The organism is Paenibacillus sp. J22FR83 (genome assembly GCF_059691955.1).
This window is the reverse complement of record NZ_JCAUAM010000006.1, coordinates 313,445-330,890: the sequence shown is the minus strand read 5'-3', so window position 1 is coordinate 330,890 and position 17,446 is coordinate 313,445. Positions and strand designations below refer to the sequence as shown.

Annotated in this window: 10 protein-coding genes; 7 read left to right on the top strand and 3 right to left on the bottom strand. The window is 50.3% G+C overall.

Annotated features, from left to right (window positions below; genetic code table 11):
- Positions 1–122: 122 nt before the first annotated feature.
- The 4 genes from AC58PV_RS13505 (at position 123) to AC58PV_RS13490 (ending at position 9,420) form a co-directional block, all read left to right on the top strand.
- A complete protein-coding gene (locus AC58PV_RS13505; protein WP_497432753.1) occupies positions 123–4,919 on the top strand; it encodes a hemoblobin-interacting domain-containing protein in 4,797 nt (1,598 codons plus the stop codon).
- Positions 4,920–5,809: 890 nt separating this feature from the next.
- The gene (locus AC58PV_RS13500) at positions 5,810–6,778 is read left to right on the top strand and encodes an ABC transporter permease (RefSeq protein ID WP_497432752.1); all 969 of its coding nucleotides are present in this window, start codon (positions 5,810–5,812) and stop codon (positions 6,776–6,778) included.
- Between the two features lie 109 nt (positions 6,779–6,887).
- A complete protein-coding gene (locus tag AC58PV_RS13495; protein WP_497432751.1) occupies positions 6,888–7,688 on the top strand; it encodes a carbohydrate ABC transporter permease in 801 nt (266 codons plus the stop codon).
- Positions 7,689–7,779: 91 nt separating this feature from the next.
- Positions 7,780–9,420: an extracellular solute-binding protein gene (locus AC58PV_RS13490; protein ID WP_497432750.1), complete on the top strand. Its 1,641-nt coding sequence runs from the start codon at positions 7,780–7,782 to the stop codon at positions 9,418–9,420.
- Between the two features lie 191 nt (positions 9,421–9,611).
- Here AC58PV_RS13490 and AC58PV_RS13485 read toward each other — a convergent pair whose 3' ends face one another.
- Entirely contained in the window at positions 9,612–10,487 is an 876-nt protein-coding gene (locus tag AC58PV_RS13485; protein WP_497432749.1) for a helix-turn-helix transcriptional regulator, read from the bottom strand.
- 116 nt (positions 10,488–10,603) lie between these two features.
- On the opposite strand from AC58PV_RS13485, the gene AC58PV_RS13480 reads away from it, so the two are divergent.
- Positions 10,604–12,583, top strand: coding sequence for a beta-galactosidase trimerization domain-containing protein (locus AC58PV_RS13480; RefSeq protein ID WP_497432748.1), 1,980 nt, complete (start codon positions 10,604–10,606; stop codon positions 12,581–12,583).
- 92 nt (positions 12,584–12,675) lie between these two features.
- Here the strand turns inward: AC58PV_RS13480 and map are convergent, their stop codons facing one another.
- Together map and AC58PV_RS13470 are read right to left on the bottom strand one after the other, a co-directional pair.
- Entirely contained in the window at positions 12,676–13,422 is a 747-nt protein-coding gene (map, locus tag AC58PV_RS13475) for a type I methionyl aminopeptidase (RefSeq protein ID WP_497432747.1), read from the bottom strand.
- Between the two features lie 7 nt (positions 13,423–13,429).
- A complete protein-coding gene (locus tag AC58PV_RS13470; RefSeq protein WP_497432746.1) occupies positions 13,430–14,014 on the bottom strand; it encodes a TetR/AcrR family transcriptional regulator in 585 nt (194 codons plus the stop codon).
- Between the two features lie 151 nt (positions 14,015–14,165).
- Between AC58PV_RS13470 and AC58PV_RS13465 the strand changes: the two genes are divergently transcribed.
- Positions 14,166–15,887, top strand: coding sequence for a cache domain-containing sensor histidine kinase (locus AC58PV_RS13465; RefSeq protein WP_497432745.1), 1,722 nt, complete (start codon positions 14,166–14,168; stop codon positions 15,885–15,887).
- Positions 15,884–17,356 (top strand): response regulator, encoded by a 1,473-nt coding sequence (locus AC58PV_RS13460; protein WP_497432744.1) that lies wholly within the window; start codon positions 15,884–15,886, stop codon positions 17,354–17,356. Before AC58PV_RS13465 ends, AC58PV_RS13460 begins: the two co-directional genes overlap by 4 nt.
- Positions 17,357–17,446 lie beyond the last annotated feature (90 nt).

Here is a 17,446-nt window from a genome sequence, read left to right as displayed (position 1 = left end):
GATTATTCGCAAAAGCCGTCCATTTGTCCATATCGTTCTCGGATTCGTCCATTCTCAAGGCGAAAAGCCGAAGCGTATACTTGCCATGTAAGCGATATCATTTTACATGGAGGTGCAATGGATTGAACAGTAAACGTCTAAGATTCACAATGGAAGGGGAGCGCAAGAGGGAACTAAGGCTGGTCTTGGTTTGGCTGCTTGTCTGGACAATGCTGCTGCCGGCCTTCGGTTTACAAGCTGCCTATGCGGACGGCGTGACCGGTGACCCACCGTTAGTGGACGAATCGTTCGAGTCGATGACGGTTGGTTCGACGCCGCCCAGTTGGGGCGTGTCGGCCACTGGCGATTCTTACGTGCAGGTGAAGCAGGAGAGCAGTGGCAATAACTATTTGCAAATTTACGATGCCAGTCAAAAGAATACGCAAGGTATCCAAAAGTCGTTTGCCTCGCAAACCGGGCGGGTTACCGTTGAAGCACTAGTGCAGCTTCCGCCTGGAGGTACGTCCGGCAAGGAAAATGTGCTGTTCTATGTGCTTGATTCGGCGGGCAAAGCCGGCGTGGCATTGAACCTTATGCCTAACCGTATTTTATCGTACCGCACAGTGGGGGGCACGACGACCAGTACGACGCTGGCGCAAGGACTAGCCATGTCGGCTTGGCAGCATATCATCGTGTCGGCAGATGTATCCGCTAAGACATTCGACTTTTACTTGAACGGTTCGTTAGCAGCAGCCGGGGTTTCGTTCCGTTATGACGATGTAACGAGCCTCAGCCGTTTGCAAGTGACGGGCGCGTATTACAACGAGACGTCGAACCCGGTTCGCGTGGTCAATTTGGATGGGGTCAAAATCTACACGGGTGATGTAAGGCTGCTAACGCCGCCTGCGCTGTCGCCCGATACGACGTCAACTTTTCCTGGTCAGCCGATCGAATTAACGTTCACGGACGATGCGGCTTGGCGGGCGGCGATCACGAAAGTGACCGTCGATAATGCAACTGTAGCTACCTCGGTGTATACAGCTTCCACCGGTAAGTTGACGCTGGATGCATCGCTGTTTCCAGAAGGCAAAACGTATACCATCGCGGTACAAGCGGACGGTTATTTAACCACTACGGTACAACAGGTCATCTATGCTGATCTGCTGAAAGAAACGTTCACTAGTATGGCGCTAGGTTCGACCCCTTCCGGCTGGGGCGTGTCGGTGACTGGCGACTCATATGTCAAGGTGCAGGAGAAGCTTGATGGTGATCGCTATCTGCAAATTAGTGACGCTAGCCGTCAAAATACGCAGGGGATCACGAAGACCTTCTCGGCGCAAAGCAGCACGTTTACGATTCAGGCCGATGTGCAGCTCCCTGATGGCGCGACGGCGGGGAAAGAAAACATCTTGTTCTATGTGAATGATACTACAGGCAAAACAGCTGTAGCGCTGAATCTGCTGCCGAGCAAAATTACATCGTTCCGCACAGTCGGTACAACAACGACGACTACCGATGTAGCCACTTCTCTGCCGACTCACGCTTGGCGTAATTTGGCGATCGCTATTCATCCGGAGACGGTAACGTATGATGTCTATGTGGACGGGACACTGAAGAAAAGCGCAATTCCATTCCGTTATGACGGAACGGTTAATCTGTCTTCGCTTCGGGTGAGCGGTGCTTATTACGGTGACGCAGCGAATTATGTGCGCATAGCCAATCTTGACAACGTCCGCATCTATCAGGGAATGCCCGAGCTTCCTGAAGCGGAGCAGCCAGTTGCTCCACCTGCGCCTGGCACAGAAACGAATTCGTTCGATAGCTATTCGAGTGTCTTCCTGTCTTCCCGCTGGTGGCGGACAGATGGCCAGGACGGCCAGCTTGGCACACTAGATGTGCTAAAGCGTTTTATGGCGACGGATGACAAATGGACGTATTTGACGGAGCCCGATAAAATTTCGAATATCGTCCGGCTCGGCGTTGGTTTCCAAGGGTCACTGAATATGAACAACGGCTCCGGCGGCCGTGCCAAATATTATGACGGCACCGACATCGTTGCACCGTGGATGACTTGGGGCGCAACTTGGGGCAGTATGAGTGACCCCGTGTATTACAATCAGGTGCTGGCGACGGCCAAAAGCGCCATTGACGCAGGTGCGTCATCATTTCAATTTGACGACTGGGTGGGCAGCGTGGATGCCTACAAATTCGGCGGCGACTTCTGCGCGCCTTGCATGACCGCATTCCGGAATTATCTGGATGAACACTACACAACTTCGGAGCTAAGCGGCTTTGGTATCGATAATATTGCGACGTTCAATTATAAGACGTTTTTGCAAACGACGCTGGATGTGGAAACGAATGCCGATTATATGACGAAAAAGGCGCTTACGCCGCTCGACAACATTTTCGGCGCATTTATGAAGCAGGAAGCGATTAGCTTCCATACCCGCATGCGAGAGGATATGGAGACGTACGCTGGGCGTCCCATCGAATACTCGAATAACGCTTCGTTTATCCGTGATGCCAGTACTCAAACGCATTTCATCCACGATTTGTTCGACTATGGCATGGGCGAGCATAACGAGGGTGCAATGAGTCTGAACAATATTGTGACGAACGGCACGATTGCCTCCGGGCTCGGCAAGCCGCATATCATGTCGCCACTGCCATTCCAAACAGGAAATATTCGGCAATCGCTTGCCGCTGCCTACGCCCTTGGCCAGTATATGCTTGTGCCGTGGGACGCTTGGCTGGAAGGCTCGACTCGCTATTTCGGAACGGTTGAGCAGTACGGGGATATGTTCCATTTTATCCGGCAATATCCCTTCTTGTTCGACGGGCACGAGCCGCCGGCTAAGGTGGGCATTCTGTTGAAATGGAACGAATTGAACGGCAATACACTGACTGATTTGTCAATGAAACTGTTTAAAGCAGGTGTGCCGTTCCGTACGGTGACGGCGAACGACAGTCTGCCGCATTATGATTTGCGCGCTCAGACGTTGGAAGGTCTGGATACGCTGATCGCTTATTCTCCGGTGTCATCTTTTGACTCGGATGATCAGCAGCGCATTACGGATACAGAGGCTGATGTCGTGTCTGTGCCGACGATCGACTCCGCATGGCTTGCCGACCATAGTGCCGTGAGCGTTAGTGTCGTCGATCAGGTGTATGCGATCGTTCGCTCCTCTGCAGATGCCAATGCGCCGAAGTCGGTGCATCTGCTCAACCGTAAGGGTGAATCTGTTACGGGGGCGAAGGTAACGCTGACGGATGCGGATTTCTTTGGTGGTGCTTCGCTCCAGGCGGTGCTCTACCGTCCTGGTCAAGACCCGTTGCCACTCGCGGTGACGAGTGCTGGTAGCGGCAAGCATGAGCTAACGGTGCCGGAGTTGGCCGAGTGGGGCATCCTGCGCATCGGCAGCGGCACTGCTGCATCGCTGACGGCGGAAGACGATTTTGCGGTGCAAGCGCCATGGTCAGGGCTTGCGATCGGAAACCCGACGCGAGACGGCGGTGTTACCGTGAGCGGTGCAACGTACCAGCTTGCGAGCAAGGGGCGGGGCCTACATGTCCCAGTAACGGGAGATAACGGCTCGATAGACCAATTCTCTTATGTGTATCGCCATGTTGACGCGACACCACTGCAAAATTATGAATTATCGGTTAAGCTGGAGCCGAACGCCAGTGAGACGTCTGGTGCCTTGTCGGGCTTGATGGTCCGCGAGACGACTGCTTCCAATGCCAAGTTTGTAGCGGCCGCTTATGTAGAGGGCAGCGGTTGGAAACTATACTGGCGCGATGAGGACAACGGCCAGGTTGGCGCCGTAAATCTGGATGTAAGCGCCACGTCCGGCTATTTGAAGTTAGCACGCGAAGGTGGTAGGTATCATGCTTATTATTCGGCGGACGGGGTTACGTACGGTGTATCGCTCGGCTCGCATGAGTTATCGATGCGCACGCTGCTCGGCGGAGGCTTCGCAGCCGCAGGCAAGCAAGCGCCAGAGTTTACTGCGTCCTTAACTGGAATTGCGTTGAACTATGGCGGACTGACACTGCCTCCAGGAGAGTTGACGGAAGTGAATCTGAGTGGCTTGCCCGAACCGTTCGTGCTTGATGCCAACGCACCGCTGACGGTGAGTGCATCGTTCAACGATAACGGGACGGTTACGCAAGCGAACATTACCGGTGAGCATATCATCTTCACCAGCTCTGATCCGGCGGTCGCCACTGTAAATGCGGATGGCGTCGTCCATGCCGTCAGTGTTGGGGAAACGACGGTGACAGCGCAGTTTACCGCAGGAGGCGTGACGGTGACTGGTACCCTCGCAGTCGAGGTGACCTTGGCCGATCCGGTGCTGCTGGATGAATCATTCGACAGCTACGGCGAAACGGACGTGCCGTTGCACTGGACATATAAACCTGTGCTGGACGGTGGGTCATATATTAAAATTGCCGAATTCCCGTCCGCTACCGACAAAAGCTTAAACATCTACGACAATACAGGTGGCAGCTTCCCAAGCGCGACAGCGGAGTTCGCCCAGCAAAAACGTACTGTGACGATCGACTTTGATTTCCGCATTAATCTGGGCACGAATCCGGCGACGGGCGGCGCAATTGCCGTGTACGTGCAGTCGCAGGGCAGCGCTAACGCTGTGTCCTTGCTTGCCGATCAGACCGGTTTCTGGTATTTGGACGGTACGCAGACGGTTGTCGCTGCTCCGCTGGCGTCGGATCAGTGGTATGCGGTGCGTCTAGTTGTCAATCCGCAGACACAGAAGATGGATATGTACCTGGATGGTACGCAGGTTGTGACACAGGGCAATTTCCGTCAGACGGCCGACGATATTACGAAGATCATGGTCGGTGGTAGTACGACCGGTGTGAATACGCAAGTGTATTGGAACAATGTGAAGGTGACCGCAGGCGCACCGGAATAAAACATAGGCGCGCGCAAGTCGGTATGCTTCGCAGCGAAACAAGAAGTCGGGGGCCATGTGGCCCCCGACTTCTTACTTCTAGCGCCCGCCACCACTGACTTCTAACGTCTAACTCCCACCCCCGAATCGCCAGCCCCACTGACTTCTAACATCTAACCCCACCCCGGAATCTCCCACCACACAGTTGTCAGGTAAGGACTATTGGCTGAGGGAAAAGTGGAGAAATGAGAAGAAGAATGAGGAGTAACCCATGTCAAAGATGCAAAAAAGCACTCTTCGAGGGGGGTTTCTCCCCACTTATTGTAAATTGATGCAAATAGGCATCAATTTGGAGTAAAACCAAGAGATTATGATGAAATACGTTAAAAAGGTTGCCTATTTGCACGTATTTAACAAAAACAAGTAGATATAAGTAAAAAAGGTTGTATTTTTGCATTTTTGAGACAGCAAAGGGGAGTGGAGGGAGTTGAATTAATCTAATTTCGAAGGGGTTTTCCTCTCCGTTATTGGAAATTGATGCAAATAGGTATCAATTTGGTGTGAAATCAGGAGATTAGCATGGAATACATTAAAAAGGTTGCCTATCTGCACGTATTTTACAACAACATTAACCCCAACCTCAAATTTGCCAGGTGAGGACTACTTGGTCGGTTTTGTCGGGAAAAAGTAGAAGTAGAAGAATATGAAGTAACTCCCATCAAAGATGCAAAACAGCTTTTCTTTTATTCATCCATAATCGTCTTCGATTCGTCTATTTCCCACTTATGAAAGCGCTTATATAATAAAACTGTAAGCGTAACCGAAATGAACCTACATGTACGAAGCGTAACTGCAGTGGTGGCCACCTAGAAGGAGCGGGTTATCGGAGAAAGGGAGGAAACAGAAGCGAAATGAACGACAAACTGAAAGAGAACAGAGCGACCGCTGTACTTACTTCTCCACTGGAGAGGCGGAGGGGTGTGGGCTGGCTGCGGGAACTGCGACATAGCGGGAATTTGTATTTAATGGTGCTGCCTGGTGTGCTCGGGTTTTTGCTGTTCAGTTACGTCCCGATGTACGGCATTATTATTGCGTTCAAGCAGTACGATCTTATTCTCGGATTTGACGGCAGTCCGTGGGTCGGTCTCAAGCATTTTCAGAGCTTCTTTGCGGATCCGTACGCTGTGCGGGTCGTTAAGAATACGCTGCTGCTTGGCTTGTATAGTCTGATATTCGGCTTCTGGCCGCCGATTCTGTTGGCACTGCTGCTGAATGAGCTGACAAGCAAGTGGTGGAAAAAGTTTTTTCAATCCGTTAGTTACCTGCCGCATTTTATCGCGATGGTCGTGGTCGTCGGGATGATGATGGAGCTGCTTGGCGCAAATGGTCCGGTCAATTTACTGCTGGGGTCGCTGGGTATGGAGCCGATCGCTTTCTTCAACGAATCCTCGTACTTTCGTACGTTGTTCGTCGGCAGTGGCATTTGGCAGGGCATCGGCTGGGGCTCGATTCTGTACCTGGCCGCTCTTACCGGCATCGATCCCGAGCTATATGAGGCGAGCTACATGGATGGTGCCAACCGGTTTCGCCGAATCTGGCACATCAGCTTGCCGGGGATGCTGCCGACCATTACGATCCTATTTATTTTGCACGCCAGTGATGTAATAAACGTCGGCTTCGAGAAGGCGTACCTCATGAGCAATCCAGCGATCTACGAGGTGGGTGACGTCATTCAGACGTACGTGTATCGCAGGGGGATCATTGACCGCAATTTCAGCTATGCGACTGCTGTCGGCTTGCTCAACAGTGTCGCCGCCTTCCTTATTCTGTACGTAACCAATCGCGCGAGCCGCGCTCTGAAGCAAAATTCGTTATGGTAGGAGGAATCTGCACGTGAAAAATACTGGATTCGCCAACCGGCTGTTCAATGCGGCTAACTTTGTGGCGTTGCTTCTGCTGACGCTGTCGATCGTTCTGCCGTTTGTGCACATGTTCGCGATTTCGATAAGCAATCCTGTGCCGGTTGGCTTGTTCAAAGTAATGCTGCTGCCGCAGGGCATCAACTGGGAGGCCTACATGGCCGTCTTCCGGGATAACCAAATCGTGTTGGCGTATTGGAACAGCATTCGTTATACACTGCTCGGCACGTTTCTTGTACTGCTGATCGGGTGCCTCACGGCGTATCCACTATCGATCAACCGGTTTCTGGCACGTCGACCGCTGTCTGTACTGTTCACCTTCACGATGTTCTTTAGTGGGGGACTCATTCCTAGTTTTATGCTCATTAAAAATATCGGGTTACTCGACACGATGTGGGCCATTACGCTGCCGGCTGCATTTAGCTTCTGGAACATTATTATTCTGCGTACTAATTTCCAGGCGATGCCGCAGGAGCTGTATGAATCGGCTTTTATCGACGGTGCGAACGATTGGCAAATTTTGCTCCGTATCGTCATTCCGCTCTCCAAGGCTATTCTGGCAACAATTGCGCTGTTCGCTTCGGTCGGACTGTGGAATGCTTACTTCGGCCCGCTCATGTATTTAACGTCGCCGGACATGCAGCCACTGACCATTATTCTCCGACGTATTCTCGTCGCTAACGAAGTACTGTCCCAAGGTGCGCTCGACCAGGCGAATACGCTGGAGGTTGATCCAGTTGCAGGCGCAGGCCGGATGATCAGCGTGCGCATGGCGACGATCTTCGTGACGATCGGTCCGATCGTGCTTATTTACCCTTTTGTGCAAAAATTCTTCGTGCAAGGCGTGCTTGTTGGTTCCGTGAAGGGCTGACGTAAGCGAAGCAGGCCATTGTATGAAGGATCCAAGTGTGTACAACTATATTTTCATAGCATTTGTATAAAAAATTCAGGAGGGGTTCTAAATGGGCAAAACTATGAACTTGCGGCTGACAGCCGCCGCCTTATCCATCTGTATGACAGTGCTGGCCGGTTGCCAGAGCACAGAGAAAGCCGCCACACCTACCGCTTCAACTGGGGACGGTAAAAGCGTTGCCGGCGAAATTCCAACCGTGGAGGTGCTGACGCCTTGGGATCCGGGACTGCCGATCGGCAGCGACTTGCCAGTATTCGTCGAGTGGGGCAAGCGGACAGGCGTCAAATTTAACGTGAACAGTCCGCCTCGCGACGCGTTTAAGGAAAAAATGAACATCGTGCTCAGCTCCGGACAACTGCCAGATATGATGAAATTTTTCCAAGATGATCGCACGTTTAAGGATTACGGACCACAGCTGTTCGTGGCACTCGATGATTATATGAAGGCCGGCAAGTTGCCGAACCTGGAAAAATGGCTTAAAAAGTACCCAGAGGCCGATAAAGTGATGCGGCATCCGGAGGATGGTAAACTGTATGCGTTCCCACTCGTGCAGGATTTCGATTTTGCCACAACACTCTGGCTCGTGCGTAACGATTTGTTGAAGAAAGAGGGACTGGATGCTAGTCAGATACAGACAGTCGACGATTTCAAGAAGGCGATGCTCGCGCTGAAGAAACAGACGGGTGACTACATTACTTCTTCCAGGCTTGGCTTCGATTATTTTGCGGAGCGGACGCAGATGTATTTTGGCATCAATGTGAATAACGGTCCGGGTAACGGAATGATGTTGGACCCTGAGACTAAAAAATTCGTTTTTGCGCCAGTCGACTTTAAAGATCGTTACAAGCAGTGGACAGAGCTGATGAGTTGGATGTATTCAGAGAAGCTGCTGCATCCCAATTTCTTGACGATGAAAGATCAGGAGCTGTTTGCGGGGTATGAGAGCGGCCAGTTCCCGCTAATGATGGAGCAACTTGCGATGTCGAACAATCTCAATCCGAAGAAGGATCCAGCTCGCGACATTCAGCCGATTTATCCATTGAAGATTGACGGCAAAACGTATACCCAAAATCTTGATCCGCACTATAACATCGCTTACCGCTCGCCAATGGTTATTAATAAAAAATCGAAATACATCGATCAGATTATTAAGGCTATGGATTACACTTACAGCGATGGGGGTGTTGAGTTCTTCATGCTTGGCGTTGAGAATGAGACGTTCACCCGTGACAAAACGACGCCTTCCGGATATAAGCTCGATAAAACCCAAAGCGTCTGGACAGTCGGAGCGGATGGCAAATACCCGGATGGTATGAAAAAACAAACCGATTACGGCTATGGCAGCTGGTGGTTAACCGGTGTCATTCCGTCGTATAACCGTTTCGGTCTGCTCGGCTTTAAGGCAGGAGAGGATCAACAAGCCGCCGTCATCCCAGATCGGATGAAAAAACTGAAGGAAATGAACGCACTCCGCGATCCTGAGCCTTCCATTAACTGGTCCAAGGACGAATCGTCGAAACTCGCCGAAATTACTACTCCGTTGAAGACGTATATGAGCGAAAACTTAACGAAATTTATTCTCGGTCAAAAGCCAATTGCGGAATGGGATGCCTTCGTTGACGGCTTCAAAAAGCTGAAAACCGACGAGCTAGTCAAGATGTACAATGATAAATATGCCAAGGCTAAGTAGGCGATCCCATTCTTCTTCATAAAAAGATGTATAACTACAGTTAATGTGCTCGAATTTGATGGAGAAAATCCAGTTAAATTACGGGAAGTCGTTTTACAATTTACGGGTCAATAACAAAAAGAGGCGTTTCAATAAGTCTATATAGACTTATGAGACAGCCTCTTTTGGCATTTCAAGAAACACTGTTTGCCTCACACATACCTGTACACCGACCTGCGGAAAGCACTTGGCGTGCAGCCGACGGTTTTGCGGAAGACTCGGATAAAGTAATTGTAATCCTCATAACCGACACGATCTCCGACTTCTTGTAGAGATAATTCACTTGTGCTCAGCAGTCGCTTAGCTTCCTCCATTCGGACCACATGATGATACTGGAGCGGGCTTAGCCCTGTATGCTTACGAAGGCAGCGCGCAGCGTAGTCCTCGTTGAAGTGCAGCTCCTGTTCCATGTGTGCAGCATGATAGGGTTCTCGAAGGTGCACTTCCAAGTAACGCATCACCTGCGCTGCAAGCACGGAAGATCGGCTGCCTAGTCGGCCTGACCGTAATGAAGCTTGTAGTTGTGACAGGAGTCGGCCTAACAGTTGTTGCAGATCGAAGGCATACTCCATCGTCAAGGACGATCTGAGTCGCAGCATTTCATCCAAAATCGGCTCCACCGCCACCTGTTCGTAGGAACTGAATTTAGGCACATAAAGATACTGCTCTTGAGGCGCCAGATCGCTGTCTCTTCCTTCGCGCACGGGCACCGACCAGGAGATCTGATGGTCCGAAAGCCTAGAGATTGCAGGTTCATGCTTAAAATGGACCCAGTAAATCTCGGTCGGTACCTCGCATGCTTGATGGCCGATGTGCGGGATGCCAGGTTCAAGCAACAGCATTTCGCCAGGGCCTACATCATACGCGTGCGATTCTTCTGTCATATGCAGCATTCCACTGCGAACGAACAGCAAATCGTATACATCAAAAGTTCGTCCAAAATGCTGGGCACCAACCGGCCAGGTTGAGAAACCGATGGTGAGAAATTGCGGCAAAGGCGGAATGCGAAGTTGCAAGCAGGTAGTCATAAGTTGAATCTCCCATTGGTCGGAAATGTGCTATTTTAAGTCGTTGCTATTACTATATCATGTTTATCTTTCAAGCTATAGTTAGTACAAATACAGATTCAGGAGGCGACAGTTCTATGCGTTTTCGTCAAGTTCACCTTGATTTTCATACGTCGGAAGCAATCCCAGGAATCGGGCGCGATTTCGACAAAGGGCAGTTTCAGGATATGCTTCGCAAGGGTAACGTAGATTCAATCACCGTTTTTTCCAAATGTCATCATGGTTGGGCTTATCATCCTTCCGAGGCCAACGAGACCCATCCTCACTTAACATTCGATCTGCTTGGGGAGATGATTGATGCAGCGCATGATATTGCCGTCAAAACGCCAGTCTATCTATCGGCAGGCCTAGATGAAAAGCTGGCGCGCCGACATCCCGAATGGCTGATTCGGGACATCAATGACAATACGACATGGGTGGATGGCTTCATGAAGCCGGGGTATCACTCTTTTTGTATGAATTCACCTTATCTGGACGTGCTTTTACGTCAAATCGATGAAGTGGTTCGGCGCTATGATGCGGATGGTATTTTCCTCGATATTGTTGGGGTACGCAAATGCTACTGTCACAACTGCGTCAGCCAATTACGGTCCGAGGGAAGGGATCCCCGTGACGTGAGGGCGGTGTTAGATCTAGGCGAACGCACATACAGCAATTACACTCGCAGGGTCCGAGAAACGATTGACGCTGTGAAACCGGGGCTGCCCGTGTTCCACAACGGCGGACATATTCGCCGTGGACGCCGTGATTTGGCGGCTATGAACTCGCATCTGGAACTGGAATCTTTGCCAACCGGAGGTTGGGGTTATGATCATTTCCCACTTTCCGCCCGGTATGCGCAAGGGCTTGGGTTGCCTTTTCTTGGCATGACAGGCAAATTCCACACGTCGTGGGGAGAATTCGGCGGCTACAAGCATCCGAATGCGCTGCGCTACGAAACCGCACTCAGCATCGCGAATGGGGCAAGCTGTTCCATAGGCGATCAACTGCATCCGGAAGGCCGAATGGATCCTGCGACTTATGCGATCATTGGCGCGGCTTATGCCGAAGTGGAGAGCAAGGAGCCATGGTGCGCCAATGTGCAAAGTATCGCTGACGTTGGATTATTTACAATAGAGGCGGCAGTCTCACGGCCAGAAGAGGGTGAAGCCGATCGAACGGGCAATGGGGATGCCGGAGCAGTTCGCATGCTGCTGGAAGGTAACATTCTGTTCGACGTCATTGATATGGATAGCGATTTCCATCGGTATCGCGTTATTATTTTGCCGGATCGTATTATGATAACTTCGGAACTTGAAACCAAGCTGAACGCTTATATGGCGCAGGGTGGAAAGCTGCTTGCATCCGGGGAGTCAGGGCTAAACGTAGAGGGAACTGCATTTTCAATTGATCTTGGGGTACGCTATGCCGGGATGAATCCGTATAAACCTTCTTATTTTCACCCGCATTTTGCGCTGGAAAGTATGCAGGAAGCATCCTTCGTCTTCTATTCCAAGGGTCAGCAAGTTGAATTAAGTGGGGAAGGGAAGATGCTAGGGCATCGGGAGAATCCATATTTTAATCGTGACGTGTATACGTTCTGTTCCCATCAGCATACCCCAAGTGCGCTCCAGTCGGACGGACCAGGGATGGTTGAAAGCAGCGGCGGCATTTACATAGCGTGGAATGTCTTCGAGGAATATGCGACGGTGGGCAGTCTCGTACTCAAACAAAGCGTTCTGTATGCGCTGAACAAGCTATTAGGACCTGCAAAAACACTCTCGACGAACTTGCCGTCACAGGGAATCGTTACGCTTATGGAGCAGCCGACAGAGCAGCGCTTTGTTAATCACCTCTTGTATGCCGTGCCTGTTAAACGCGGGAAGAGCATCGAAGTAATTGAAGATATAGTGCCGATTTTCGAGACCAAAGTGTCAGTGAGGTTGGATAAGCCGGTCAAAAAGGTGTATCTGGCCCCGCAGATGACAGAGCTCGATTTCGTAACGGATCCAGATGGAACCGTGTATTACGAGGTGCCAAGAATAGATTGCCACCAAATGGTCGTCCTGGATGTATAGACAGAAGAAGCCTGCAGCTACAGGCTTCTTTTGCTTTGCGACGGGGTGGTACTAAAGGAGCAAATTTCAAGCGTAACAGTGAAATAAATCTATTATTGCGCAGTCAGGATTTGTGGACCCCCAGCCAGGATGGCAATCGTATGCTCGTATTGGGCGGCGAGCTTGCCGTCCAATGTTCGTGCGGTCCAGCCGTCCGGATCGATTGTCATGTAGTAGGAGCCTTCCGTAAGCATTGGCTCGATGGTGAACACCATGCCTTCCTTAATTCGGAGGCCTTTGCCGGGCTTGCCAACATGCATATAGTTCGGATCTTCGTGAAGGTCCCGGCCAATGCCATGCGCGAGCAGGTCACGCACGACGCCGAATCCGTTCGATTCGGCATGTCGCTGGATGGCGCTCGTCACGTCGCCGAGCCGATTGCCGGGCTGCGCCTGCGCGATGCCGAGGTCCAGGCACTCCTTCGTGACGCGCATCAGCTTCTCGGCTTTCGGGGAGATCTGCCCGACCGCATAGCTCCAGGCGGAATCACCGAGCCAGCCGTCGAGCTCCGCGACGGTGTCGATCGTCACGATATCGCCATCCTTAAGCGGCGTATCTGTTGGAAAGCCATGTGCGATCACGTCATTGACGGAGGCACAGGTCGCATAGGGATAGCCCTTGTAGCCTTTCGTGTAGGGCTTGGCGCCGTGTTTGAGAATCATTTCCTCGAAGATGCGCTCAATCTCGTTCGTCGTAATGCCCGGTTGAATGAGCGGGGCGATCGTACGATGGCATTCGGCCACGACTTGGCAAGCTTTGTGGATGGCCTCGATTTCAAGTTTGCTTTTTAGAATAACCATGTTCGTATCAGGACTCCTTCGTAATAGCTTGCATAGCGAGCTTGGCGATTCGATCGACATCCAGCTCGGAAGTGCCAGCATAGTAGTGTAGTCCGCAGCAGCCGACGAGTACGGCAAGCATATGGTCGACGCTGTCGTCTTCGCGCTGGGCGATGGATTGGAGCGGAATGTACAGCCGTTCCATGAATCGTCTCTTGATGAGGTTTCGATCTTTCTCAGGCAAGCTTGAGTAGTGCTCCGCTGCCATTTTGTAGACGAGATAGGCACGCGCATCTGACTGCCATAGAAGGAGCAGATCCTTGCAATACGTCAGCAGGTGACCTTCATTCGTGTTGTTTCCGCGCGTGTTGGCCCAGTGGGCCAAGGCTTGCTCGCACCGCTCGAATCCGCTATTCAATACATCTTCTATTAATAAATGCCGGTTGGGGTAATAATGGTAAACCGTGCCGTAACCGATTTTGGCTTCGCGGGCGACATCGCGAATATCAAAGCTGCCGCCAGTTAGGAAGTAGGTGCGCGCTGCCGCGTCTAGAATTTGTTCACTGCGCTGCATGCGGATGAGTTCATTTTGTTCTTTGGTACGGGGGGACAAGGACGTGATAACCTCCTTTTTAGACATGCAAATTTGTCGATATAAATATTGTAACGTAGGGGGCGCGGATATGCAAACCAATTCTGCAATATTCAAAGACAAACAGGTGTGTTAAATTTATAAATAAAAACAGCCTGTAAGGGGAGAGAACATGTTTAATAACTTTTTTTTCAGCTTCCGGAATAAAATCTTGTTAATCATACTCATGACGAGCATCATCCCCATTTCTGTAACCGGTTACTTGGCGAACCAAAAGTTTAATCAATTGCTGGAGAATCAAGCGGAGGATATCACGCTGCAAGCGCTTCGGCAAAGCGATGGCTACATGAGCATGTATTTCTCGGAGCTGGAGTTGATCGGCATTTTCGCCTGTACGAACGACATGGTGTTGAAGGTACTCGGCAAAACCTACGCGTCTACTTATGATAAAGTCGTCGATGCGAGTGTCGTTGGACAGGTGCTCAATCAATATATTTATTCACGCACAGATATTGAACGGATCGATATTTTCGGATATAACGGCTTTTCGTATATGGGCGGGTTCCATATGGACCGAATCGATGAATCACAACCTTGGGTCGAAGAGGTGAAAAAGCGCAACGGCCAGCCCTACTGGTTCGCATCGGAGGACGGGAATGCCATGGTGTTCGCGCGCACGATTGCCAGCAACGGAAAGAGCTTAGGCATTATACGAATCGTTATTCCAAGCTATCGATTGGAAGCGGTCATTAATAAATTTCAACCGCATAGCACCGGATTTCTATTCGTAGTGGACTCAGCCAGGCACCCGATTGTTGGAAGGAATCAGGATGTAAAGGAACTGATCACTAAGCTTGATCTGACAGGTGAGAAAAATAAAAGCCAGTATATTCATTTTAAAGAAAAAAACATGTTCGTCACGCAATTCCGGCTCGAAAGGGCCGATTGGCGGTTTGTTTCGGTCGCACCACGCGATGACATTCTCAAGGGAACTACGCAAATCCGCGGTTATTTTTTAACGACGGTCATCGTTATTTTGCTAATCACGCTCTCCCTAGGGGTATGGGTGACGAGGTATTTCACGAAGCCAATCAAGCAGTTTATCAGTCTGATGTATGATGTGGAGAAAAGCAACTTCACGTCACGCATGGTGATCAAGACGAACGATGAAATCGGCATGCTGGCGATCAGTTATAACCGGATGGTGCAGCGGGTACGCGATTTGATCAGTACCGTCTACGAGCAACAGCGATTAAAGAACGAAGCACAATGGAGCGCCCTGCAGGCGCAGATTAATCCGCATTTTTTATATAACACGCTCGATTCTATCAACTGGATTGCTCGGATGAACAAAATTCCGGAGATTAGCAAAATGATCACGGCCCTATCCATGCTATTCAAATTGTCGCTGTCCAAGTCGGATAAGTTTATTACCGTTGAAGAAGAGCTCATGTATATCAAATATTATGCGCAAATTCAGGAGACACGCTTTTCGGATCGCATTCGCATCCATGTTGACGTCCCTGATCCCATTCGTGCGTATTCGCTGCCGAGGTTTATTTTGCAGCCCTTAGTGGAGAATGCGGTGGTGCATGGCTTGGAGCCAAAGGAGGGGCCGGGGGAGATTCATATTAAGGGCGGTCAATACGAGGATACCATCTTTTTCATCATTCAGGATAACGGTGTCGGCATACCAGCGGACAGACTGAAGGAGCTGCTTCTTGCCAAGGACCATGAACAGTCGCGGCATTTGGGCTTGTCGAACGTTGACGAGAGGATTAAGCTGCTGTACGGACAGGAATGGGGCTTGAAAATCGATAGCATTGAGCAGGTAGGAACGATTGTGGAAGTATGGCTGCAGAAAAACCTGCTAAAGGGAGGGGCTAACCAATGATCTACCATGTGTTGATTGTGGATGATGAGCCGATTGTACGGCAAGGATTGATTCAGTTTGAATGGGAATCGTATGGCTTCGAGGCGGTTCATGCCTGCAATAACGGAAGGGAAGCGCTGCAATGGTTGAACGCCAACCAGGTGGAGCTGGTGGTCACCGATATTAAAATGCCTGGGATGGACGGGGTAGAGCTAAGCGGGAAAATCAGAGAGCTTTACCCGGATACGATGGTTCTGTTATTAACCGGGTACAACGAGTTTACCTATGCGCAGCAAGCCATTAAGAACGGTGTATTCGACTACTTATTGAAGCCGGCAAGCGATGAAGATTTCGAACAGGTACTGGGCAAAGCCTACAAGCATTTACGGGATAGAGAAGAACAGAAGCGAATGCAAGATACAATGACCTATCATTTTCTATTGCGCAATCAAGTGAAGGACAGCCAATTTTCCATGGAGTCGTTGCATCTGGAGCGATATCCGGAGCATGCCTTCCGTTTGGTTCTTGCGTATTTGCCAAGCGATAGAGTAGATGGAGCAACCGTGGAGCGGCTAATTCAGCATAAATTTGTCCAATTAAATAAGCGTGAATGGGTGACGCTGGCTTCTGAGGAAGAGATGCAGCACATATCGCAGTCTTTCGATAATTTGGGGGCAGAGATCGGTATCTCTACCTCCAAACCTCACCGAGATGATATTCCTGCTGCTTACAGGGAAGCGGGAGTGGCATTAAGCGGGAAGTTTCTCCGTGTCGATCAGCACGTGTTTCACTATTCGGACAGCGCACGCGAAGAGAATCAGATGCTAGTGGTTACGGATATTTTGAAGAAAATTATGAACTGGAATACCCGGATTCAGGGCTCGACGGAGAAGCAATCGAAACAGTTTCTATCTGGACTCGTGGAGGAAATCAGAACCAAAGAGCTGTCGGTTCCCTATATCAAGCAGCTGATGGTTTCGCTCATCTCGGTGCTGGAGAAAGAGCTGTCCATTGTACCGTTCTTCCCTGCGGAGGCGTGGGATCGGGAGAAGGAAATCTTCCTGAATGCAGTCGATACGGCGCAACATCTAGACGCAATTGAAGAGAGCCTGTATACAGGCATCTGCGAATTTATGGAGAATCTGTTTCACCGAAATGCGCAGGCCAAAGAGTCGGCGAAGCTGCAGGAGGTGCTCGATTACATTCATGAACATTATCACGAGGTCGTCTCGCTGGATGTAATTTCTGACGTATTTCGCATGCATCCGGCTAATTTCTCTAAGTGGTTTAAGGAGAACAAGGGGAATACGTTCGTCGACTACTTAACAAGATATCGCATTGATAAATCCAAGGGGCTGCTGGAGCAGACAGATCTCAAGCTATTCCAAATTGCGGAAGCTGTCGGTATTCAGGATGCCCGCTATTTCGGGCAAGTATTTAAGAAACAGGTGGATTTAACGCCTGGCGAATATCGCCTTCTTTTTAAATAATGCTTCGTGATCCCCTTTATGGGGATTTTTTTGCCTATTCCAAAGGATACTAAAAACTTCAACATCGAACTAATTTCTTAGCGTTGTTGC

Bases quoted from the DNA above. Each gene is read 5' to 3' on its own strand.
- AC58PV_RS13490 (WP_497432750.1), top strand. From the start codon at position 7,780: ATGGGCAAAACTATGAACTTGCGGCTGACAGCCGCCGCCTTATCCATC.
- AC58PV_RS13465 (WP_497432745.1), top strand. From the start codon at position 14,166: ATGTTTAATAACTTTTTTTTCAGCTTCCGGAATAAAATCTTGTTAATC.
- AC58PV_RS13495 (WP_497432751.1), top strand. From the start codon at position 6,888: ATGTTCGCGATTTCGATAAGCAATCCTGTGCCGGTTGGCTTGTTCAAA.
- AC58PV_RS13485 (WP_497432749.1), bottom strand. From the start codon at position 10,487: ATGACTACCTGCTTGCAACTTCGCATTCCGCCTTTGCCGCAATTTCTC.
- AC58PV_RS13480 (WP_497432748.1), top strand. From the start codon at position 10,604: ATGCGTTTTCGTCAAGTTCACCTTGATTTTCATACGTCGGAAGCAATC.
- AC58PV_RS13500 (WP_497432752.1), top strand. From the start codon at position 5,810: ATGAACGACAAACTGAAAGAGAACAGAGCGACCGCTGTACTTACTTCT.
- AC58PV_RS13460 (WP_497432744.1), top strand. From the start codon at position 15,884: ATGATCTACCATGTGTTGATTGTGGATGATGAGCCGATTGTACGGCAA.
- map (WP_497432747.1), bottom strand. From the start codon at position 13,422: ATGGTTATTCTAAAAAGCAAACTTGAAATCGAGGCCATCCACAAAGCT.